Origin of the sequence: Hydrogenobacter sp. T-8 (assembly GCF_011006175.1) — a bacterium.
Classification (GTDB): Bacteria; Aquificota; Aquificia; order Aquificales; family Aquificaceae; genus Pampinifervens; species Pampinifervens florentissimum.
The window spans coordinates 73,096-93,206 of the sequence record NZ_CP048795.1; the positions used below are offsets into that span (position 1 = coordinate 73,096).

The 20,111-nt window shown below is 44.2% G+C and carries 22 protein-coding genes and 1 CRISPR repeat array; of the genes, 13 read left to right on the forward strand and 9 right to left on the reverse strand.

The window, feature by feature from the left end:
- Positions 1 to 4: 4 nt before the first annotated feature.
- Complete coding sequence (gene metG, locus G3M65_RS00490) at positions 5 to 1,477, forward strand: methionine--tRNA ligase (protein WP_173832624.1); 1,473 nt, start codon at positions 5 to 7, stop codon at positions 1,475 to 1,477.
- Between the two features lie 22 nt (positions 1,478 to 1,499).
- Here metG and G3M65_RS00495 read toward each other — a convergent pair whose 3' ends face one another.
- Positions 1,500 to 1,736, reverse strand: a complete 237-nt coding sequence (locus G3M65_RS00495; RefSeq protein ID WP_173832625.1) for a hypothetical protein — start codon at positions 1,734 to 1,736, stop codon at positions 1,500 to 1,502.
- 62 nt (positions 1,737 to 1,798) lie between these two features.
- Positions 1,799 to 2,424: direct repeats of the CRISPR family, unit length 29 nt; unit sequence GTTTCAACTCCACACGGTGGATTAGCAAC.
- A gap of 226 nt (positions 2,425 to 2,650) precedes the next feature.
- Here G3M65_RS00495 and G3M65_RS00500 point away from each other — a divergent pair.
- A complete protein-coding gene (locus G3M65_RS00500) occupies positions 2,651 to 2,863 on the forward strand; it encodes a chromosome segregation protein SMC (RefSeq protein WP_173832626.1) in 213 nt (70 codons plus the stop codon).
- A 94-nt stretch (positions 2,864 to 2,957) separates the two neighbouring features.
- Here G3M65_RS00500 and G3M65_RS00505 read toward each other — a convergent pair whose 3' ends face one another.
- Positions 2,958 to 3,608, reverse strand: a complete 651-nt coding sequence (locus G3M65_RS00505; RefSeq protein WP_173832627.1) for an endonuclease V — start codon at positions 3,606 to 3,608, stop codon at positions 2,958 to 2,960.
- A gap of 16 nt (positions 3,609 to 3,624) precedes the next feature.
- Between G3M65_RS00505 and G3M65_RS00510 the strand changes: the two genes are divergently transcribed.
- Positions 3,625 to 4,317, forward strand: coding sequence for a glycerophosphodiester phosphodiesterase (locus G3M65_RS00510; protein ID WP_173832628.1), 693 nt, complete (start codon positions 3,625 to 3,627; stop codon positions 4,315 to 4,317).
- Here the strand turns inward: G3M65_RS00510 and G3M65_RS10565 are convergent.
- Together G3M65_RS10565 and G3M65_RS00515 are read right to left on the reverse strand one after the other, a co-directional pair.
- On the reverse strand, positions 4,310 to 4,435 hold the full coding sequence (locus G3M65_RS10565; RefSeq protein WP_256370820.1) for a hypothetical protein: 126 nt from the start codon (positions 4,433 to 4,435) through the stop codon (positions 4,310 to 4,312). The two genes, G3M65_RS00510 and G3M65_RS10565, sit on opposite strands and share 8 nt — an antisense overlap.
- A 33-nt stretch (positions 4,436 to 4,468) precedes the next feature.
- Positions 4,469 to 5,665, reverse strand: a complete 1,197-nt coding sequence (locus G3M65_RS00515) for an ion transporter (RefSeq protein WP_173832629.1) — start codon at positions 5,663 to 5,665, stop codon at positions 4,469 to 4,471.
- 52 nt (positions 5,666 to 5,717) lie between these two features.
- On the opposite strand from G3M65_RS00515, the gene G3M65_RS00520 reads away from it, so the two are divergent.
- Positions 5,718 to 6,080, forward strand: coding sequence for a hypothetical protein (locus tag G3M65_RS00520; RefSeq protein WP_173832630.1), 363 nt, complete (start codon positions 5,718 to 5,720; stop codon positions 6,078 to 6,080).
- 18 nt (positions 6,081 to 6,098) lie between these two features.
- Positions 6,099 to 7,943, forward strand: coding sequence for a tRNA uridine-5-carboxymethylaminomethyl(34) synthesis enzyme MnmG (mnmG, locus tag G3M65_RS00525; RefSeq protein WP_173832631.1), 1,845 nt, complete (start codon positions 6,099 to 6,101; stop codon positions 7,941 to 7,943).
- On the opposite strand, the gene G3M65_RS10440 is transcribed toward mnmG, so the two are convergent.
- Entirely contained in the window at positions 7,940 to 8,623 is a 684-nt protein-coding gene (locus tag G3M65_RS10440; RefSeq protein ID WP_217422977.1) for a HepT-like ribonuclease domain-containing protein, read from the reverse strand. The two genes, mnmG and G3M65_RS10440, sit on opposite strands and share 4 nt — an antisense overlap.
- 17 nt (positions 8,624 to 8,640) lie before the next feature.
- On the opposite strand from G3M65_RS10440, the gene cutA reads away from it, so the two are divergent.
- The 8 genes from cutA to G3M65_RS00575 all read left to right on the forward strand — a co-directional run bounded on the left by cutA (position 8,641) and on the right by G3M65_RS00575 (position 15,806).
- Positions 8,641 to 8,955, forward strand: a complete 315-nt coding sequence (gene cutA / locus G3M65_RS00540) for a divalent-cation tolerance protein CutA (RefSeq protein ID WP_173832632.1) — start codon at positions 8,641 to 8,643, stop codon at positions 8,953 to 8,955.
- A gap of 44 nt (positions 8,956 to 8,999) precedes the next feature.
- Positions 9,000 to 9,881 carry a cation diffusion facilitator family transporter gene (locus G3M65_RS00545; protein WP_173832633.1) on the forward strand — a complete coding sequence of 294 codons (882 nt, stop codon included), beginning with the start codon at positions 9,000 to 9,002 and terminating at the stop codon, positions 9,879 to 9,881.
- A 135-nt stretch (positions 9,882 to 10,016) separates the two neighbouring features.
- The gene (gene glnB, locus G3M65_RS00550) at positions 10,017 to 10,355 is read left to right on the forward strand and encodes a nitrogen regulator P-II GlnB (protein ID WP_173832634.1); all 339 of its coding nucleotides are present in this window, start codon (positions 10,017 to 10,019) and stop codon (positions 10,353 to 10,355) included.
- Positions 10,356 to 10,379: 24 nt separating this feature from the next.
- Entirely contained in the window at positions 10,380 to 11,789 is a 1,410-nt protein-coding gene (gene glnA / locus G3M65_RS00555) for a type I glutamate--ammonia ligase (protein ID WP_173832635.1), read from the forward strand.
- Between the two features lie 49 nt (positions 11,790 to 11,838).
- On the forward strand, positions 11,839 to 13,116 hold the full coding sequence (locus tag G3M65_RS00560; protein ID WP_173832636.1) for an ammonium transporter: 1,278 nt from the start codon (positions 11,839 to 11,841) through the stop codon (positions 13,114 to 13,116).
- Positions 13,117 to 13,128: 12 nt separating this feature from the next.
- Positions 13,129 to 14,184, forward strand: coding sequence for a porin (locus G3M65_RS00565; RefSeq protein WP_173832637.1), 1,056 nt, complete (start codon positions 13,129 to 13,131; stop codon positions 14,182 to 14,184).
- Positions 14,185 to 14,234: 50 nt separating this feature from the next.
- Positions 14,235 to 14,501, forward strand: a complete 267-nt coding sequence (locus G3M65_RS00570) for a hypothetical protein (RefSeq protein WP_173832638.1) — start codon at positions 14,235 to 14,237, stop codon at positions 14,499 to 14,501.
- A complete protein-coding gene (locus tag G3M65_RS00575) occupies positions 14,502 to 15,806 on the forward strand; it encodes an arsenic transporter (RefSeq protein WP_173832639.1) in 1,305 nt (434 codons plus the stop codon). It abuts the gene before it with no gap.
- On the opposite strand, the gene cobA is transcribed toward G3M65_RS00575, so the two are convergent.
- The 4 genes from cobA to G3M65_RS00595 are packed head-to-tail and all read right to left on the reverse strand — an operon-like array spanning position 15,803 to position 20,108.
- On the reverse strand, positions 15,803 to 16,552 hold the full coding sequence (cobA, locus tag G3M65_RS00580; RefSeq protein WP_173832640.1) for a uroporphyrinogen-III C-methyltransferase: 750 nt from the start codon (positions 16,550 to 16,552) through the stop codon (positions 15,803 to 15,805). The genes G3M65_RS00575 and cobA overlap by 4 nt on opposite strands.
- On the reverse strand, positions 16,545 to 17,336 hold the full coding sequence (locus tag G3M65_RS00585) for a uroporphyrinogen-III synthase (protein WP_173832641.1): 792 nt from the start codon (positions 17,334 to 17,336) through the stop codon (positions 16,545 to 16,547). Before G3M65_RS00585 ends, cobA begins: the two co-directional genes overlap by 8 nt.
- A complete protein-coding gene (locus G3M65_RS00590; protein WP_173832642.1) occupies positions 17,317 to 19,332 on the reverse strand; it encodes a molybdopterin oxidoreductase family protein in 2,016 nt (671 codons plus the stop codon). Before G3M65_RS00590 ends, G3M65_RS00585 begins: the two co-directional genes overlap by 20 nt.
- Positions 19,329 to 20,108 (reverse strand): ABC transporter ATP-binding protein, encoded by a 780-nt coding sequence (locus tag G3M65_RS00595; protein WP_173832643.1) that lies wholly within the window; start codon positions 20,106 to 20,108, stop codon positions 19,329 to 19,331. The genes G3M65_RS00590 and G3M65_RS00595 overlap by 4 nt, the downstream gene beginning before the upstream one ends.
- Positions 20,109 to 20,111: the final 3 nt, after the last annotated feature.

Sequence of the window (20,111 nt, forward strand, 5' to 3'; positions counted from 1 at the left end):
CCTTATGAAGTTTTATATAACCACACCCATATACTATGTAAACGACGTTCCTCACATAGGACACTCCTACACCACCATATCTGCGGATGTTTTGGCAAGGTATTACAGGAAAAGAGGTTATGAGGTCTTTTTCTTGACAGGCACTGACGAGCATGGTCTTAAGATACAAAAGTCCGCAGAGGAAAAGGGTATAAGCCCAAAGGAACTGGCGGACCAAAACTCTGAGAACTTCAAAAAGCTCTGGGAGTTTATGGGTATAAGCTATGACCGATTTATAAGGACTACAGACCCAGACCACGTGGAGCTGGTAAAGGAAGTTTTCATAAAGAGCTATGAGAGGGGAGACATATACCTTGGAGAATACGAAGGCTGGTATTGTGTAGGCTGTGAGGAGTTCAAGTCAGAGACCGAGCTCTTAGAAGGACATGTTTGTCCCATACACCTAAAGCCTTGCGACTACATAAAAGAGCCTTCTTACTTCTTTAGGCTTTCCAAGTATGAGAAGGTGCTCCTTGACCTGTATGAAAACGCTCCAGACTTTATTATGCCAAGCTACAGAAAAAACGAGGTAATAGCTTTTGTAAAACAGGGACTAAAAGACCTCTCCATAACCAGACCAAGAAGCAGAGTAAGATGGGGTATAGAAGTGCCCTTTGACCCAGAGCATACCATATATGTGTGGTTTGATGCCTTGTTTAACTATGTGTCTGCGGTAAGGGACAGACCACACCTTTGGCCCGCAGACCTACACCTTGTGGGAAAGGATATTCTAAGGTTTCATACAGTTTATTGGCCCGCTTTTCTCCTTTCAGTAGGACTGGAAATTCCAAAGAGGGTTTTTGCCCATGGCTGGTGGAAGGTGGAAGGTCAAAAGATGTCCAAGTCTTTGGGAAATGTGATAAGTCCTTACGATTTTGTAAAGGAATGGGGGTTGGATGAGGCAAGGTATTTCCTTTTGAGGGATATGCCCTTTGGAGAGGACGGAGACATAAGGAGAGAAGCCATCCTAAACAGGCTAAACGGTGAACTTGCCAACGAGATAGGAAACCTCTTTAGCAGAGTAATGGCTATGGACATAAAGTATCTTGGTGGGAAGGTTTCTGGTGGAAAGGATATGGAGTATGAGAACTTTGCAAGGCAGGTGGTAGAGGAATACGAAGGGTGCATGCAAAGGGTAGACTTTTATAACGCCCTTGAGGCGGTGCTAAGGCTTTCTGGGTATTTAAACAAGTATGTGGACTCAAAAGCACCTTGGAGCTTGGCAAAGAGCGACGAAGTGGAGCTAAGAAGGGTCTTGTATACCCTTACTGATGGCATACACCTTTTGGCAAACCTACTTGAACCCTTTATGCCAAACAAAATGCAAGAAGCCTTGAACTTAATGAGCTGTGAGCCAACACAGGGTTTGCTAATGCCTTATATGAGGTCTGAGTATTTTGTAAAGGATAAGGCTGTTCTGTTTCCAAAGAGGGGATAGCCGCTACTTAGTCCTATGTTATCTAAGGAAGATATCTGAGGTTTCTCTTGAGCATTGCTCTTATCCTTTTCCTCATTTCTCTTCTTCTGGAGCGTTCTTCAAGTTTTCTTTCAAGCCTTGGAGCTACTAACCTGTATGCCACATAAAGCAATATAACCACAGGAGCAAGCATAAAGCCCAAAGCCAAACCTATTATCGCTAATATGGGTGCATAGTAAAAGAGTGCAATCAAGATAACTAAGGAAATAATTCCAGACATGGTGCTTTAAACTCCATAGGATGATTGGCACTAACTATATATCTGGCTCTAATATCTGTCAAGTTTCAACTCCACACGGTGGATTAGCAACTTGAGAATAATGAGAAAATAATTGAAGAAGAACCACAGTTTCAACTCCACACGGTGGATTAGCAACAATATGCCATTAGAAGTGATAGAAAACTTTTTGAGAAGTTTCAACTCCACACGGTGGATTAGCAACACAAGCAAGGCAAGACCAAGAGTTTTGCCCTTACTGGTTTCAACTCCACACGGTGGATTAGCAACCGCGGTGGTGAGAGTGGTTTATCATATAGCGTTTCATAGTTTCAACTCCACACGGTGGATTAGCAACAAGACCTTTAAAGTGTCCACTGCTAAGGATGTTTTGGAGAAGGTTTCAACTCCACACGGTGGATTAGCAACTTCTTGAAGGTTTAAGCATTATCTTTCTACGTCAGGGTTTCAACTCCACACGGTGGATTAGCAACCCCTTACTTACTTTTATGATTAGCATCATATCCTGACGTTTCAACTCCACACGGTGGATTAGCAACAATATGCCATTAGAAGTGATAGAAAACTTTTTGAGAAGTTTCAACTCCACACGGTGGATTAGCAACACAAGCAAGGCAAGACCAAGAGTTTTGCCCTTACTGGTTTCAACTCCACACGGTGGATTAGCAACCTCAACTCACCACATAAAGAATAATAAGACATATTTTGTCAAGGGGGCACCCCTCTCAAGTGAAGGTGGTTTGCCAAAAGTGGCAGGTCCTGCAAGGTTGAGTATGGTATTGTCAAATTTAAACCCTTGAGAGACAAGGCTTTGAGGCTTATGTCATCAAAACATCAAAGCATCACTGCATCTTTATGCCAAAACATAAAAGCATAAGGGCATTAAAATATAACCTATGAGAGGCAAGCAGAAGAAAAGGCAAAAGTTTAAGAGAACCACTATATCTCTACCCTATGACCTTTGGGAGAGCCTGCGTATAGAAAGCATAAGGAAAAACACCTCAATGGGAGAGCTAATAGCCAAAAAGTTAAAGGAGTTGGAGGAGCTAAGGCAAAAGACCGTCATAATGCAAGTGGACGAGGAGGGACTTCTCAAACCTCTTGAATGAATACTACCCCCTTAACTTCAAGAAGCAAAAACCCTATTCAACTGCCAAGATGTCATGGGTCTGTAAGACCCTAAAACCTTCTACGAAGATTATATCACAGATTAGCCTTTCTTACCCTCTGCAGAAGATTGTGGGCAAGTCTTGTGGGTTCTGGTATGCGGTAAAGGGATGTCCTAAGGACGAGGTCAATGGCGGTTCTTAGGCTTATTCTGTGTCCTACTGAGACATATACAGGTTCTGTGTTATCCTTCGTTCTCAAAATTGCTCCTATTACCTTTCCTCTGTAGGTTAGATAAGAATAGCTCCCTCTTTCTCTGTTTGGTTCTTTTCCATAACCAAAGAGGCGTGTTTTGGCAACGCCAACGCTTACCGCTCCCGTTTCTACTCCAAAGTGGGATGCTATACCACAGCCACGAGGATGGGCTATACCCTGACCGTCTATGAAAAACACATCCGGCTTTAGCTCCGCCTCTTGGTAAAGCTTGAGCATTAGAGGAAGTTCTCTAAAGGCAAGAAAGGTGGGAATGTAGGGAAAGTCCACCACGCCTTGGACCACCTTTTGGTAAATTACCCTTAGGTCCGAAAGCCTTATCACTACAAGGGATGCCCACGCACGGGTTGGGTTTTCCTTTATGCTTTCAAAGGTAAGGTCTATCCCTCCGATAAGCTCTATCTTTTCAAAGTCATCTCTTTGTATCACCCTTTTAGCACACTGGAGCTGTATTTCTTCAAGTTCTTTATGCATGCTTTAAAATTCTAACATGGGAGTATTTGAGGCTTTAAAGACCTTTCTTGTGGGACACAGGGGAGTGCCAGAGCTTGAGTTGGAAAACACCTTACAGTCTATAGAGAAAGCCATTGAGCTTGGTGCACATGTGGTAGAGGTAGACATACAAAGAACGAGGGATGGGGTTTTTGTGCTTAGCCATGATGATAACCTGCTTAGAGTTTTTGGTGTAGGCTTAAATATAAGGGACGCAAGCTGGGAAGAGGTGGCAAAGGTTCAAAAAAATGGTTATCGCCCTGCAAGGCTTGAGGAAGCCTTTGAGTTGGTAAAAGGTAAGGTAGGCTTGTTTTTAGAGATAAAGCATCCAGAAGATGCGGAAGGGGTTTACAAAAAGGTATTAGAATACAAGGCAGAGGAATGGACCGCCATAATAAGTTTTTACCCTCAGGCACTTGAGGTGCTAAGGGGGAAAATAACCACTGGTCTTGTCTATTCAAAGCCACCGGGTATGATACCAGAGGCTAAGAAATTAGGTTGTCTGTTTGTCCTTCCCAAGTATGGGCTTGCCACTCAAAAGGCGGTAGACTTTGCTCACAGACTAAAGCTAAAGGTGGTTGCTTGGACCGTAAACGACCCACAAAAGGCAAAGGAGCTTTTTGAAAGGGGTGTGGATGGCATAGCAACGGACAATGTAAAAAAGCTCAAGGAGACAATCCTTTCTACTTAGACTTTTCTCTTAATACGATTAGCTTTTCTCCCTCTGACAGCTTATGAGATAGCTTTGGAAAGTAGCTTATACGATTTTCCTTCATTACGCCCAAAATGCGGTTACCCTTGTCTTCCAACTCTCTTTCTATTTCTCCTATCCTTTTTCCTGCCTACGCAGGCAGAACCTCAACTTCAAGATGCTCCTCAATGTAGTCTATAAGGTTTGCAAGCACCCTACCATGCACAAGGCTGGCTATAAGAGAACCAACCACTTCCCCACCTATCACAACGTAGTCCGCCACATTCCTCCTTTTTATTAGCTTGGCATTCTCTCTTAAAAGAATTTCTAATACAATAACCGCATTACGGTTTAGGTCTCTTGCTTGCATACCTGCGAGTATGGTTCTTGCATCTACGGAATCTTCAGAGTAGCCTGGGAGTTTTTCCGCAAGCACTATAACCATATGAGCCTTGTCTATGCCCGCATCCTTCATAACCTCTTCACTTCCAAAGTCTCCCTTCTTGTAGTGAAAGCCTCTATAACCGCTAAGGTCCTGCGTGGTTATAACCACAATATCTCTACCATAATCCTTGAGCTTTTCTACTATCACATTACCTGTTTCGTTCCATCCACATATCACTATGTGGTCTTTCATGTCTCTGTAGCTGAGCATTCCTGACCTTAACATGTTAACATAATTGGATAGTCCTGCACTCATAGTGGCTACAAGGCTTGAAAAGGCAAATATGCCAGCAACGGCGGTTATCATAGCCAAAACTTTACCCTCCCAGGTAATAGGCGTTATATCACCGTATCCTACCGTGGTCATGGTTATAAAAAGGACATAAAAAGCGTCAAAAATACTCTTTATTTCTGGATTTCTCGCACTTTTTTCTATGGAATAGAAGACAATGAGGATTATTAAGAAGACAAGAGGAAAAGAAGACAGCAAAAGAAGGAGCTCAAAGGATACACTTTTGAATATATCTCTATAGGCTATAAGCACGTATCTGTATCTGTATGTAATCCTGAAAAGCCTTGCGAAAAGCACCACAAACCTGAGAATCCTAAAGGGTTGGAAAAAGGGAATAAGAGCTACGAGGTCAATAATTGACAAAGGATGGACAACGTAAGCTAATTTATTCCTTGAAAGGTATAGCCTTCCAAGGTATTCAAAAAGAATAATCGCAGACACAAAAAGCTCAAGTTTAAATATAACGGGATGCAAATCCTTAGGAAAGTCACTGATTTCATCGTAAAGCCCAAGAAGAACAGAAAGCAAAAGCACACCAAAGGAAAAGCTCTGATAGAGGATGAAAAGGCTGGAGGCTGTGTTTTCCAACAGGTTGTGTAGGAGTTTGTGCATATAATTAAGTTTATACTTGGCTAAAGCACATCTGTGGTTTAAAATTCTAAGTATGAAAAGGTTTAGCCTTGTTGCAGTGTTTTGTGGTTTTCTGTTTTCCTGTAAAAGCAATCAAACAGCCATGCCCTCTACACACGCTGATTGGTGTCCACAGAGTCTGCAAGTGGGTAGCTATGCCAAAATAGAAGGGATAGTAGATTACGAAGGGATAAACTGGTGTAAGATGGTGGTTAAGGGACAAGAGGCAACGCTTGAGGTTTACTATACACAGGACGGCTTAAGGCAGAGGGTTATCCAGTATGTGAAGGGTGTAAAAAGGACTGAAACGGAAATAAGGAAGAGCAAGGCGGTAATGAGGATATACGATGACCAGGGAAACCTTGTAGAGGAAATAAGGAGCAGGGAAGCTTTTTAGAGAATATATTTTTATCCTATGCTGGTGGATGAGTTTGACGTAGCGGTTATAGGTGGGGGTCATGCAGGCATAGAGGCTGCACTGGCATCTGCACGCATGGGAGCAAAGACTGTCCTCTTTGTGCTAAATGCGGACACTATAGGTCAGATGTCCTGCAATCCCGCCATAGGTGGTATAGCAAAGGGAATAGTGGTTAGAGAGATAGACGCACTTGGTGGCGAGATGGGAAAGGCTATAGACCACACGGGCATACAGTTTAAGATGCTAAACACTCGCAAAGGCAAGGCGGTTTGGTCTCCGAGGGCTCAGGCGGACAAAAAGCTATACAGAGAATACATGAAGAGGGTTTGCGAAACCCAAGAAAATCTCCACATAAAGCAAGATGAGGTGGTGGACATCATTGTAGAAAATGACCGTGTGGTAGCGGTAAAGACCAAGCTGGGGCTTGAGTATAGGGTAAAGGCGGTGGTTGTGGCAACGGGAACTTTTCTAAAGGGTCTTATATACATAGGAGATAAAACCTTTCCTGCAGGTAGGGCATGGGAACCACCTTCTACGGGTCTTGCGGACTTTTACAAAAGACATGGCTTTCCACTTCTTAGGTTTAAGACAGGCACTCCCGCAAGGCTTGACAAGAGAACCATAGACTTTTCTAACCTTGAACCTGCACCGGGAGATGACCCACCACCCAAGTTTTCCTTTTGGACAGAGCCAGTAGGAAGCTACTGGTTTGAAAAGGGCAAAAAGCAAGCTCTATGCTGGATAACCTACACCACACCCAAAACTCACGAAATAATCCGTAAAAACCTACACAGAACAGCACTATATGGAGGTCTTATAAAAGGTATAGGACCAAGATATTGTCCCTCCATAGAGGACAAGGTGGTAAAATTCTCCGACAAGGATAGGCACACGGTCTTTCTTGAGCCAGAGGGCTGGGATACAGTGGAGATATATCCCAACGGTCTTTCTACCTCTTTGCCAGAAGAGGTCCAATGGGAGATGTATAGGAGCATACCAGGGCTTGAAAAAGTAGAGCTTATAAGACCTGCTTATGCCATAGAATACGACGTAGTGCCACCCACAGAACTCTATCCTACCCTTGAAACCAAAAAGATAAAAGGTCTCTTCCATGCAGGAAACCTAAACGGAACTACTGGTTATGAAGAGGCAGCAGGGCAAGGTATCCTTGCGGGTATAAATGCAGCACTTAGAGCCTTTGGCAAAGAGCCAGTATACCTAAGAAGAGATGAAAGTTATATTGGCATAATGGTGGATGACCTCGTAACGAAAGGCGTGCTTGAGCCTTATAGGCTTTTTACTTCAAGGTCTGAATACAGACTTCAACTCCGACAAGACAACGCCATTCTTAGGCTCTCTAAACTTGGCTACGAGCTTGGTCTCCTCACAGAGGAGCAATACAAAATGGTAAAGGAGCTACAGAGAGAAATAGAGAGCTGGGTGGAGTTTTACAAGTCTCAAAGGGTTGCAGTGGCGGTTGGCTCTGACACAAGGAGCTATACACCCTCACAACTTCTCACTGCGGAGTATAACATAGATGACCTAAAAGCTCTTGGTTTTGAAGTTCCAGAGCATCCCTACGTAAAGGAAGAGGTGGAAATACAGCTAAAGTATGAGCCTTATATAGAAAGGGAGCAGAAGCTAAATGAAAGGCTAAAGAAACTGGAGGGTATAGCACTTCCACAGGATATGGATTATGACAAGGTCCCAGGGCTCACCCACGAAGCAAGAGAAAAGCTCAAGAAATTCAGACCCATGACGGTGGGTCAAGCAAGCAGGATAGATGGCATAACTCCAGCCACAATAACCGCCCTCTTGGCATATCTTGGAAAGTTAGATTAGAGCATATCCCTTACCACCTTGCAAAGGATTGGAAGCTCCTCCTTTACCACCTTCCAAAGAAGCTCATAGTCCACGCCAAAGTATGCGTGAGCCAGCCTGTCTCTCATGCCTTTTACCCTTTTCCATTCTATCTGTGGATATTTTTCCAAAAGCTCATTGGGCAGGTTCTTTACCGCCTCGCCTATTACTTCCAAGGCACGCACCACCGCATGCCTAAGTAGGTCGCTTTCCAAAAAGTCTTCGTATTCTATGCCTTGCGTGTATTTTCTTACAAACTCACACTCTTGCAGAATGTCTTTTATGTATTCCCTGTAGTCTCTTTTTGGCATCTCCTTTTGTCTTATTATATCCTTCCAGTTTTCCATCACAGGCACATAGCTTTTTAGAATCTTCTCTGCGGTATGAGGTCTAAACCTCAAAGAGCTTTTCATAATGAGGTCAACCCTCACTCCAAGCCTCTCAGAGAGAAACTCCTCAAGCTCCATAACATCCCAAAGAGAAATATCCTTTTCAAAGTCCACAAGAAGGTCAAGGTCGCTGTCTTGTCTTTGCTCTCCTCTCAGGTATGAGCCAAAAACTCCAAGCTCTTTCACTCCATACCTCTCTCTCAAGTAGGGCAAGAGGCTTAAAAGCTCTTCCATGAAAAGCTCAAGAGTTGGTAGAGTCTTCTCTTTTGGCATAGGTTAAAATATACTCTATGCTGGGCTACTATGTGGTTTTTATCACTACACCAGTGGACAAGGCTCAAGAAATAGCCAATTACATAATAGAGAATAAGCTGGGTGCTTGCGTAAACGTGGTTCCAGAAGTTAGCTCCATATACTGGTGGAAGGGGAACATAGAAAGGGATAAGGAAAGCCTTCTTGTGGTAAAGACCTCCGCTCAAAAGTTTAAAGACTTGCTTGAGGGTGTAAAGTCTATTCATCCCTATACAGTTCCCGAGATAATTGCCTTGCCTATAGTTGCAGGCAATGAGGACTACCTTAAATGGATAGATGACTCTATTGCATGAGCTGTTTCATAGCCCAGTAGTCAGTAAGTTTCTATAATTTCCTCATGGTTTGCAAGCACCAGCATGAGTTTTATACACCGCACCACAGAGCCCAAAGACGGGTTTTGATAGTTTTCCTTATCACGCTTTTTACCATGTTCTTGGAGATATTGGCAGGCTATATGTTTAACTCTGTTGCTCTCCTTGCGGATGGGATTCATATGTCTACACACGCCTTTGCTTTTGCCATAGCCTATATGGCTTACTTTTTTGCAAAAAGATGGGCAAGGGATGGTAGTTTTACCTTTGGCACTTGGAAGGTGGAGGTGCTTGGAGCATATACCAGTGCTATTTTGCTTTTCTTCGTTTCCTTTCTCATATTGGAAGAGAGCCTCTCAAAGTTCCTAAGGGGTGGAGAAACCAAGTATGAGGAGGCACTGCTTGTGGCTTTTGTGGGGCTTGGGGTAAATATCCTTAGTGCCTACATACTCCATGGTGGACAGCACCACCACCATCATGACTTAAACCTCAGGGGTGCTTATTTGCATGTGCTTGCGGATGCTCTTACCTCTGTGCTTGCCATAGGTGGTTTGCTGGCAGGAAAGTATCTTGGTTTGTGGTTTATGGACCCTCTAATGGGTTTGCTGGGCTTTGTGCTTATAATAAGGTGGTCTTTGTCTCTCATGAAAGAAACAACACCCATACTCCTTGACAGGGAAGGCAAAAATCCTTTAGTGAAAGAGATAATAAATGCCCTTGAGGAAGGTGGTAAAAGCAAGGTCTATGACATACACCTTCTTAAGATATATAGTGGCAAATACGCTTGTATAGTGGGAATTGAAACCTCTGAAAACTACGACCTTGAACACTACCATAGGATAATATCCCGCTTTGAACAGATAGCCCACGCAACGGTAGAGCTGAAAAGCTGTGCCAAAGGTGAGTGAACAATTTTACAATTTTGTAAACAATTTTACATAACTTCTCAAGGCTCACCCCTCTAAAAGGTAGTAAAATTAACCCTTAGCCAGCTCCTTGTGGTTGGCATGTTTTTTGCAAAATAACTCACAGGAGGTTAAAGCATGAAAAAGGTGGAAGCCATAATCAAGCCCTTTAAGCTGGACGAGGTCAAGGATGCCCTTGTGGAGATAGGCATAGGCGGTATGACGGTTACAGAGGTTCGTGGTTTTGGTCAACAAAAGGGACACACGGAGATATACCGTGGCACAGAGTATGTCATTGACTTTCTGCCTAAGGTTAAGATTGAGGTGATAGTGAGGGATGAGGACGTGGAAAAGGTGGTAGAGACTATAATGAAAACCGCCCAAACGGGTAGGGTGGGAGACGGAAAGATATTCATAATACCCGTTGAGGATGTGATAAGGATTAGGACGGGTGAAAGAGGAGAACAGGCAATTTAAAAACTTTATAAAGGAGGTTTAAACATGCCCAAGTATTCACCAGCTGAGGTGCTAAGCCTCATCGAGCAGGAAGGAGTCCAGTATGTGGACCTGAGGTTTTCTGACCTCTTTGGTCAGTGGCAACACCTTACCATCCCAGCCTATGAGCTGTCCCTGGATACCTTTGAGGAAGGTAGAGGCTTTGACGGCTCATCCATAAGGGGATGGCAATCCATTCATGAGTCAGATATGCTTGCCTTTCCCGACCCTACTACCGCTTTTATTGACCCCTTTATGGAGCCAAAGACCTTGGTGATGATATGCGATATCTATGACCCTATAACAAGAGAGAGGTATGGTAGGGATACTCGCTATATTGCTCAAAAGGCAGAGCAATACCTAAAGCAGACAGGTATAGGAGACACCGCCTACTATGGACCAGAGGCGGAGTTTTTCATCTTTGACTCTGTGGAGTTTGGAACCTCTGCCAATTATGCCTTTTGGAGGATAGACTCAGAGGAAGGATGGTGGAACAGAGAGATAACCTCTTCTGGCTACAAAATACCACACAAAAGGGGCTACTTCCCAGTGCCACCCTTGGATAAGGTTCATGGACTTAGGAACGAAATGGTTTCTATAATGTCCCAGTTGGGAATAGTGGTAGAGCTTCACCACCACGAGGTTGCCACCGCAGGTCAAGGAGAGATAGACATTCGTTATGACTCTTTGGTAAATCAGGCAGACAAACTTTTCCTTTACAAGTATATAGTGCGTATGGTCGCCCACAAGTATGGAAAGTTTGCCACCTTTATGCCAAAGGTTTTACCTAACGACAACGGTTCAGGTATGCATACCCACTTTTCTATATGGAAGGAGGGTCAAAACCTCTTTGCAGGTTCTGAGTATGCAGGTCTTTCTGAATTAGCCCTATATGCAATAGGTGGTATCCTCAAGCATGGACCTGCCCTTACTGCTTTTACGAACCCTACTATAAATTCCTACCACAGGCTTGTGCCAGGCTTTGAAGCCCCCGTAAGGCTTGCCTATTCTGCAAGAAACAGGTCTGCTGCCATAAGGATACCCATGTATTCCGCATCACCAAAGGCGAAAAGAATAGAAATTCGTTTCCCAGACGCCACTTGCAATCCTTATCTTGCCTTTTCCGCCATACTCATGGCAGCAATAGACGGTATAGAAAACCGCATACACCCCGGAGAGCCCTTTGACAAGGACATATACTCCCTACCACCAGAGGAGCTAAAAGACATACCACAGCTACCCGGCTCACTGGAAGAATCCCTCAAGGCTCTTGAAAATGACTACGAGTTTCTCCTAAAGGGTGGGGTGTTTACGGAGGAGCTTATAGAGCTCTGGATAAGCTCCAAGAAGAAGGAAATTGATGAGATGAGGTTCATACCCCATCCTAAGGAGTTTGAGCTTTACTTTGACATCTAAGTAAAAAAACCGCCCCGCCCTTTTTGGGTGGGGCAAAGGAGGAGATAAAATGCGTCGCCTGACAACTATTATACCATTGCTTTTGGTGAGCCTTTCCTTTGCGGAGGAATCCACTCCAAAGTTAGATACTGGAGACACCGCCTGGCTTTTGGTGTCTTCTGCCCTTGTTATGCTCATGACCCTGCCGGGTCTTGCCCTCTTCTACGGAGGCATGGCAAAGAGAAAGGACACCTTAAACACCATAGCTATGTCCTTCGTAGCATACTGCCTTGCGTCTTTGGTCTGGTTTGCCTACGGCTATAGCCTTGCCTTTGGAGAAGACATCGGAGGCATCATAGGCAGTGCAAGCAAAATATTTTTAAGCGGAGTGGGTGTTAAAAGCCTTCAGGGCACCATCCCCGAGCTTCTCTTTGTCATGTTTCAGCTTACCTTTGCGGCAATTACCGTAGCCTTAGCAAGTGGTTCTTATGTGGAAAGGCTTAAGTTCTCCGCTTGGGTGATATTTGTGGTCTTGTGGGTGAGCTTGGTTTATGTTCCAATAGCCCACTGGGTGTGGGGTGGAGGCTTTTTGGCAAAGGACGGAGCCCTTGACTTTGCAGGGGGAACGGTGGTTCACATAAACGCTGGCATTGCAGGTCTTGTGGGTGCTTTAATCCTTGGCAGGAGAAAGGATGCGGTCTTACTGCCCAACAACCTGCCACTTGTGGTGCTTGGTGCAGGGCTTTTGTGGTTTGGATGGTTTGGCTTTAATGCTGGCTCTGCGGTAGGTGCCAATGGACTTGCTGCGGTAGCCATGCTAAACACCAACATAGCAACAGCCACTGCAGCTTTGGCATGGATGTTTACCGAATGGCTTCATAGGAAAAAACCTACAGTTCTTGGACTTGCCTCCGGTGTGATAGCAGGACTTGTGGCTATCACTCCTGCTGCGGGCTTTGTGAACGTGGTGGGTGCTTTCATAATAGGCTTGGTGGCAGGACCTATATGCTACTTCATGGTAGCTGAGGTAAAAGAGAAACTGGGCTATGACGACGCCCTTGACGTGTTTGGCATACACGGTGTAGCGGGTATCATAGGAGCTATCCTCACGGGTGTCTTTGCAGACCCATCTATAAACGAGGCAGGTAAAGGGCTTCTTTACGGAAACCCCGGGCAGGTTATTACACAGATATGGTCTGTGATAGTGACGGTGGTATACAGTGGTGTTATGACCGCCATAATCCTCTTTGTTGCCAAGGCTTTAACTGGTCTAAAGGTTAAAGAGGAAGAGGAAATAACTGGGCTTGACAGGTCCCAGCACGGAGAAAGTGCATACAACATCTCATAAGGAGGTATAGACATGAGAAAGTTAGCCCTCATAGGTTCAGTCCTTGGAGCCCTTGGCTCTGCCCATGCCCTTGAGCTAAAAACAGACTTGCTTGGAACCCTCAAGATAGAGGGAGCCCTCACAGGCTATATGCTCCACAGCAACAACACCTCAGACACAAAGAAAACGCGCTACGATGTAGGCTCAGCTATTATAAGCCTTTCAAAGCCTGCTGAACCCTTTGGCTTTACCCTAATGGGTGGTGCCTATGCAACGCCAGTGGTGGGGGCAGGACTCTTAAAGACCTCAGATACTACAGACCTCTTTAGTGCTCTTCCTGTTGCCTATGTGGAATATGCACCCATAAAGGGGCTTTCCCTACAAGCTGGAAAACTGCCCACCATAATAGGTTATGAGTCCGCCTTTACCTATCTGAATAACTATATTCAGAGAGGTTTAATATGGAACATGCAGCCAGTTATAAACAACGGTGTGAGGGTAGCTTACAGCACGGACCTCTTTACGGTGAAAGCGGGTATTAACGACGGCTTTTATACCCTTAGCACCACTGACCCAAAGGTAGCCTTTGAAGGAAGTATAGGCATAACGCCTATAAAGGATGCTTCCCTATCTTTTAACTTTCTAATTCCAGACAAGGACTCCAAACCAAATGATACCGCTTTTCCCGCAAATAAAAGGGAATACAACATAGTGGCAAGTTACACCTTTGAAAACCTCTCCTTTGGTGCAGACCTTATGTATGTGGAAGCTCCAAAAAGCTCAAAGGCAGGAGTGCCAGAAAAGGCAAAGGCAAGCGGAGGCTGTGTGCATTTCTCTTATAACATAAAACCCTTTAAGCTATCTGGAAGAGCAGAGTATGTAAAGGACAATTCAGATGTGGGTGGTATAGACCTTTTAGGTCTGGGAGATGGAAACAAAGGCTGGACATTCACGATTACGCCTGCCTACAAGTCGGGTCCTCTTATGGTAAGAGCAGAGGTATCTTATGTAAAAGCGGACAATCCCTTCACCACCAACGGTAAAAAGAATCAAACAAGGCTGGGACTGGAGGTAGGCTTCCTGTTCTGAGGCTTGTGCCTCACCCCCTTTCTGGGGGGCTTTTTTGATAAAATAGCCTTATGTGGCTTTTGAGCCTTCTTTTAGCCTTGGAGAGCTGTGCCTTTTCCACGAATGGCTACATAACCTCCTGCGAACCAGTGCTTGGAAAAGACTCTCTTAGACCAGCGGTTTGTGGAAAGTGTCATATAGAGGTAAAGGATGGAAAACTTCTTATCACTCCTGCGGAGGATTGCCCAGCCTATCAAGTTTATAAATGCACCACAAGGGAGGGAAAAACTTTCTTTATAAACACCCTTGGCTGTAGACCCTACAAAGAGAAAAACTAAATGGAAACCTTTCTTGCACCAACTGTTTTCCTTTTAACCCTTCTTCTCGTCCTTCTTAGACCCAAAGGTCTTGGTATAGGCTGGTCTGCATGGCTGGGTGCTGGTCTTTCTTTGGCTTTTGGTCTTATAGAGCCGGGAGATATTCTCTACATTGCTGGTCTTGTGTGGGATGCCACCCTTGCCTTTGTGTTTCTTATTGTTATATCCATAATCCTTGATAAGGCTGGCTTTTTTGAGTGGTTTGCCCTAAAGGCTATAGAGTTAGGCAAGGGTAGAGGGATTTATCTCTTTGTTTCTCTTATGCTTCTTGGTGCTTTTATTTCAGCAATTTTTGCCAACGACGGCTCTGCCCTTATGCTAACTCCCATAATCTACTCCAAGATAAAATACCTCAACCTACCCAAAAGGCACATTCTACCCTACATTATGGGAGCTGGCTTTATATCAGATACTACAAGCCTGCCCCTGGTGATATCTAACCTAACAAACATAATAACCGCCCACTACTTTGGCATAGACTTTTGGAGATACGCCCTTTATATGTTCTTCCCCAACCTTGTGTCTGTGCTTTTGAGCTTGCTTGTGCTATATGTTTTCTACCGCAAAGACCTTATAAGGAGCTATGACCCAGAGGTGCTTTTGAGCTCTCCACCCCACTACGCAATAAGGGACAGGCTTGTTTTCAAGGTTGGCTTCCTGCTAATAGCCCTGCTTGGCTCTACCTTTCTGTTGCTTGAGCTTTTGAACCTTAAAATTCCTGTCTCTTTTGTGCTTGGCTTGTGTGCCTTTTTGCTGGCTCTTGCCACTTTGAAAAATAGGGTAGTTAACCTAAAAGAGGTTTTCCTTTTTGCCCCATGGAACATTGTCTTTTTCTCCATTGGTATGTATGCGGTGGTTTATGCTCTAAAAAGAGCAGGATATACAGACAGCCTTACAGGACTTATTCATAAATTTCTAAGCTACGGAGAGCTGACCGCCATAATGGGTGTGGGTATAACCTCCGCACTTCTTTCCGCTTTGATGAATAACTTACCAACGGTAATGACAGTAAACATATCAATAGGTGAGGCTGGGCTTGAGCCAAAAATGGCTGAGTTTCTCGCCCTTGCAAACCTTGTGGGAACAAACATAGGACCCAAGCTCACACCCATTGGCTCTTTGGCAACCCTCCTGTGGCTTCATGTTTTGGATAAAAAAGGTATACGCATAGGCTGGTGGTATTACACTAAGGTAGGCTTTGTCCTAACCTTCCCCGTGCTTGTGGGGACGCTTTTTGCTTTGTGGCTGTGTTTGGAAGTTCGTTAGTAGTGCATATTAGCTAAATGTTTTAGTGATATAAAATCTCTTAAACCTACCACCTTTCCCACCACCATAACCGCAGGTGGCTTTACCTCTGGAGGGTTTCCAGAAAGTTCTCCAAGGTTTGTTATGACAACCCTCTGTTCTGATGTTGTTCCCTTTTCTATAAAAGCGGTAGGTTCATCTGGCTCCCTACCCACCTCAATAAGCCTTCTTGCTATCTCCTGTCTGTTAGAAACCGCCATAAGAAAAACAAGAGTGTTTATTCCTTTGAGGCTTTCCCAGTCTATGCTTGAGTTTTTCTTTTTAGGGTCTTCATGTCCAGTTATAACCGCAAAGGAAGAAGAGATGCCTCTAAAGGTCAAAGGAATACCCGCATAGGCTGGGACTGCTATAGCGGAGCTTATACCTGGGACAATCTCAAAGTCTATGCCATGCTGGGCTAAGAACAGAGCTTCCTCGCCACCTCTTCCAAAGACAAAGGGGTCTCCACCCTTGAGCCTAACCACAATTTCCCTCGTATGAGCATATTGAAGGAGTAGCTCATTTATCTTTTCCTGCTCTATGGTATGCTTTCCATCCTCTTTACCCACATACACGAGCTCACAGTCTGGTTTTGCAAGCAATAACACCTCAGGGTTTACAAGCCTGTCGTAGAGTATAACGTCCGCAGATCTTACGAGCCTGTAAGCCTTAAGGGTTAAAAGCTCTATATCTCCTGGACCTGCTCCTACAAGGTAAACCTTACCCATTTCCAAAAGCCTTCTCAAGTTCTTTGAGAGCTAATATCAGTCTTTCCTTTTGAGGAAATAATACCCTTAGCACTCCTTCTTCAAATAAGGCTTTGGCTGTGGTTCGTCCAACAGCAAGTATAAGGACATTGTTGGTCATCTTTTGTGCCAGCTTCCTGTTTAACTCTCTTTCCTTTGCCCTTTGGAAGAGGTTTTTTACCTGAAAGGCTGAGGTAAAAACAACTGCGTGGTAATGGTCTTTTAGAAACCTGTCAATAAAAGCGTCTATTTTTTCTTCATCTGGGATATATCTATAAACCCACACCTTTAGCAAAACCCCACCACCTTTTAGAATGTATTTTTCAAGCTCTGGCATCTCTTCTCCATACATCTGGACAAAAACGCATCTACCTTCTATGGGTTCAAGGAAACTTATAAAATCCCTTGTGTGGTCTACTGTTTGAAAATCTTTAAAATTCTCTTCCAGCAAGACCTTTCTTGTCTTGTATCCTCTGGCAAATATCCTGCCCTTCAGCATGAGGTCTTTAATCTCCTTAAAGTCTTCCCTTTTCCTTGCTATCTGAAAGACCCTCTTTGCCCCTTCACCAGTGGTAAATAGGAAATAAGAAGGTTTAAGTAGCAAGGCATTTTCAAGGGACCTATTCACCTCTTCCTCTGGCAAATACTCTATCCTTACCAAATCCTCAAGCACTGGAATACCACCGTGCTGAGCTATGTATTCCGCTATGTCCTCAGCCCTTCTGGTTGCACAGATGCCTACCCTTTTACCCTTTAACATGCTCATGGGTCACAGCCCCCTTGACTTTTATAGCCACAGGTGTTAGCTTAAGGTCTGGCTCTTTTGAAATAGGGTCAATCTTGTCTCCTGTAAGAGCATTAATAATGCTTCCATGCTTCAAGCCATAACCAAAGGGTGCGAAAAGATGTCCCTCTTTTATACCTCCAAATCTTACCCTTAGCTTCACCTTTCCATGCTCAGAGGCAAGCTCAACAAACTCACCCTCTTCTATGCCAAGCCTTTCTCCGTCTTCTGGGTTCATCAAAAGAAAGGGCTCTTCTTCACCCCTCAATAATTCCTCGCTCTTTCCCGTTCTCGTCATGGTATGCCACTGGTTCTTTGTCCTACCCGTCAAAAGGATAAATTCAAACTCTTCGTGTTTATAAACCGCAGGGTGCATCTTAGCCTTACCATCTTCCGTCTGAAATCTGAGTTCAGGGTATAGCCACCTGCCTCCCCACCTTTTTGGAAGGTCTTCATAGTCAAGCTCTGATATATCACAGAGCTTCCCCCTTGTGGCACTTTTGAGCTCTTCAAATATTTCTCTACTGTTGTGGTAGTTAAAGGCATCTCCCATACCCATATACTTAGCTACCTCCACAAAAATAAGCCAGTCTGGCTTTGCTTCCCCTGGTGGCTCTGAAAACTTTTGGCAAAGGCTTAGCGTCCTGTCTGAACCCGTCATTACACCCTCCTTCTCTCCCATCTGTGAGGCTGGGAGTATAAGGTTGGCAAACTCACAGGTATCGTTCCAGTAGGCATCCTGCACAATAAGGAAAGCCCTTTCAAAGGCTTTCCAGACCTTGTTAAGATTAGGCAAGGTTATAGCAGGGTTTGTGCATACAACCCATAGAAGTTTTATCTTTCCTTCCAACATAAGGTCAATGGCTTCTGTTATGGTTGGTCCTGGATTTGGTTTTATACTTCCAACCTCTATACCCCAAAATTCCTCCATGAATCTTCTGTCCTCTTCTTTTCTTATGTCCCTGTATCCCGGCAGACCATGAGATAAGTATCCCATCTCCCTTCCGCCCATGGCGTTGGGTTGTCCCGTAAGGGAGAAAGGACATCCCCTGTGGTTTAATCTTCCTGTAGCTAAGTGGAGGTTTATAAGACTAAGGTTTTTCATAACACCCTGAGAGGACTGATTAAGCCCCTGACACCACAGAGATATGAGTTTTTTACTAAAGGCGTAAAGCTCCGCAAGTTCGTATATCTGACCTTCTTCTATCTGGCATATGTCTGAAACTATCTCAGGCGTATACTTTACAGCTTCGTTAATGGCTTCCTCATAGCCTGCCACATGTTTTTTCAAAAATTCCCAGTTTATCCAACCCTTTTTATAAAGCACACAAAGAACCGAATTAAATAGTGCAGTATCTGTGCCTGCCCTTATCTGAATATGTAAATCTGCCTTTTTTGCGGTTTCTGTCTTTACCGGGTCTATTACCACAATCTTTACTTCAGGTTTTTCCGCTTTCTTTTTTAATATCCTTTTAAAAACTACTGGATGCGTCCAGAGAGCGTTTGACCCTGCAAATACAAAGGCATCTGCATCTTCAAAGTCTTCATAAGAACATGGTGGACCATCAGAACCAAAGACTAACCTGTAGGCGGTTGCGGGCGTTGCCATGCAGAGCCTTGAGTTGGCATCTATGTTGTTTGTCTTCAAAAAGCCTTTGATAAACTTGTTCATCACATATATGTCTTCTGTCATAAGCTGTCCAGAGAGGTAAAAATAGACTTCTTCTGGGCTTAGGCTTTTCAACTTTGAGGAAATTATGCTGTATGCCCTTTCCCAATCTATCTCCTTGAAAGAGCCTCTTTTGCTTTCCCTAAAGAGAGGTCTTAAAAGTCTATCCTTGTGCATAACCTTTGGATAGTAAAGTGGCTTTTGACATACATCTCCTTTAGATGCCATATGGTCTTTATCTCCCTTCACCCTCCCACCCTCATAGAGGAGGCCACAACCAACGCCACAGTATGGGCACTGAAACCTCATGCTACCTCCCTTTTCTTAAGCTTCTCCCTTAAGGTATATATCAGGTATTCCTTAAGGTCAATATACTCCTTTGACCTTATCATCTCTTCCCTTGTCCTTGGTCTCCTTATGTTAACCTTCACAATGTCATAAACTTTAGCGGATGGTCCGTTGCTCATGATAACTATACGGTCAGACATATATATGGCTTCTTCCACATCGTGAGTTACCATAAGCATGGTCTTTTTGTCCTTTTCCCATATTCTCAAAAGCTCATCTTGCAAGACAGACCTTGTCAGAGCATCAAGAGCTCCAAAGGGTTCATCAAGGAGAAGCACCTTTGGGTCTACCGACAAAGCCCTAACCAGCGCGGTTCTTTGCTTCATACCACCAGAGATCTGAGATGGAAGTTTGTTTCTATGCTCCCAGAGACCTGCCAGCTTAAGGTAGGATTCCGCTTTTTTCTTAGCCTTTTCAAGGTCTTCACCTTTAAAGACAGACTTCACTGCAAGCATGACGTTCTCATAAACTGAGACCCAGGGTAGAAGGGAGTAGTTTTGAAAAACCATAGCCCTGTCTGGACCTGGGCTTGTAATTTCCTTACCATCAAGCACCACAGACCCTTCAGAAGGTTTTACAAGACCTGCAACAACACTTAAAAGTGTAGATTTACCACAGCCAGAATGTCCTATTATGCTTACAAATTCGCCCCCTTCCACAAGAAGTTCAAGCTCATTAAGTATGATATTGTTGCCAAAGCGGACTGTAAGGTTAAAAATCTCCAAGTATGCTCTCATAAC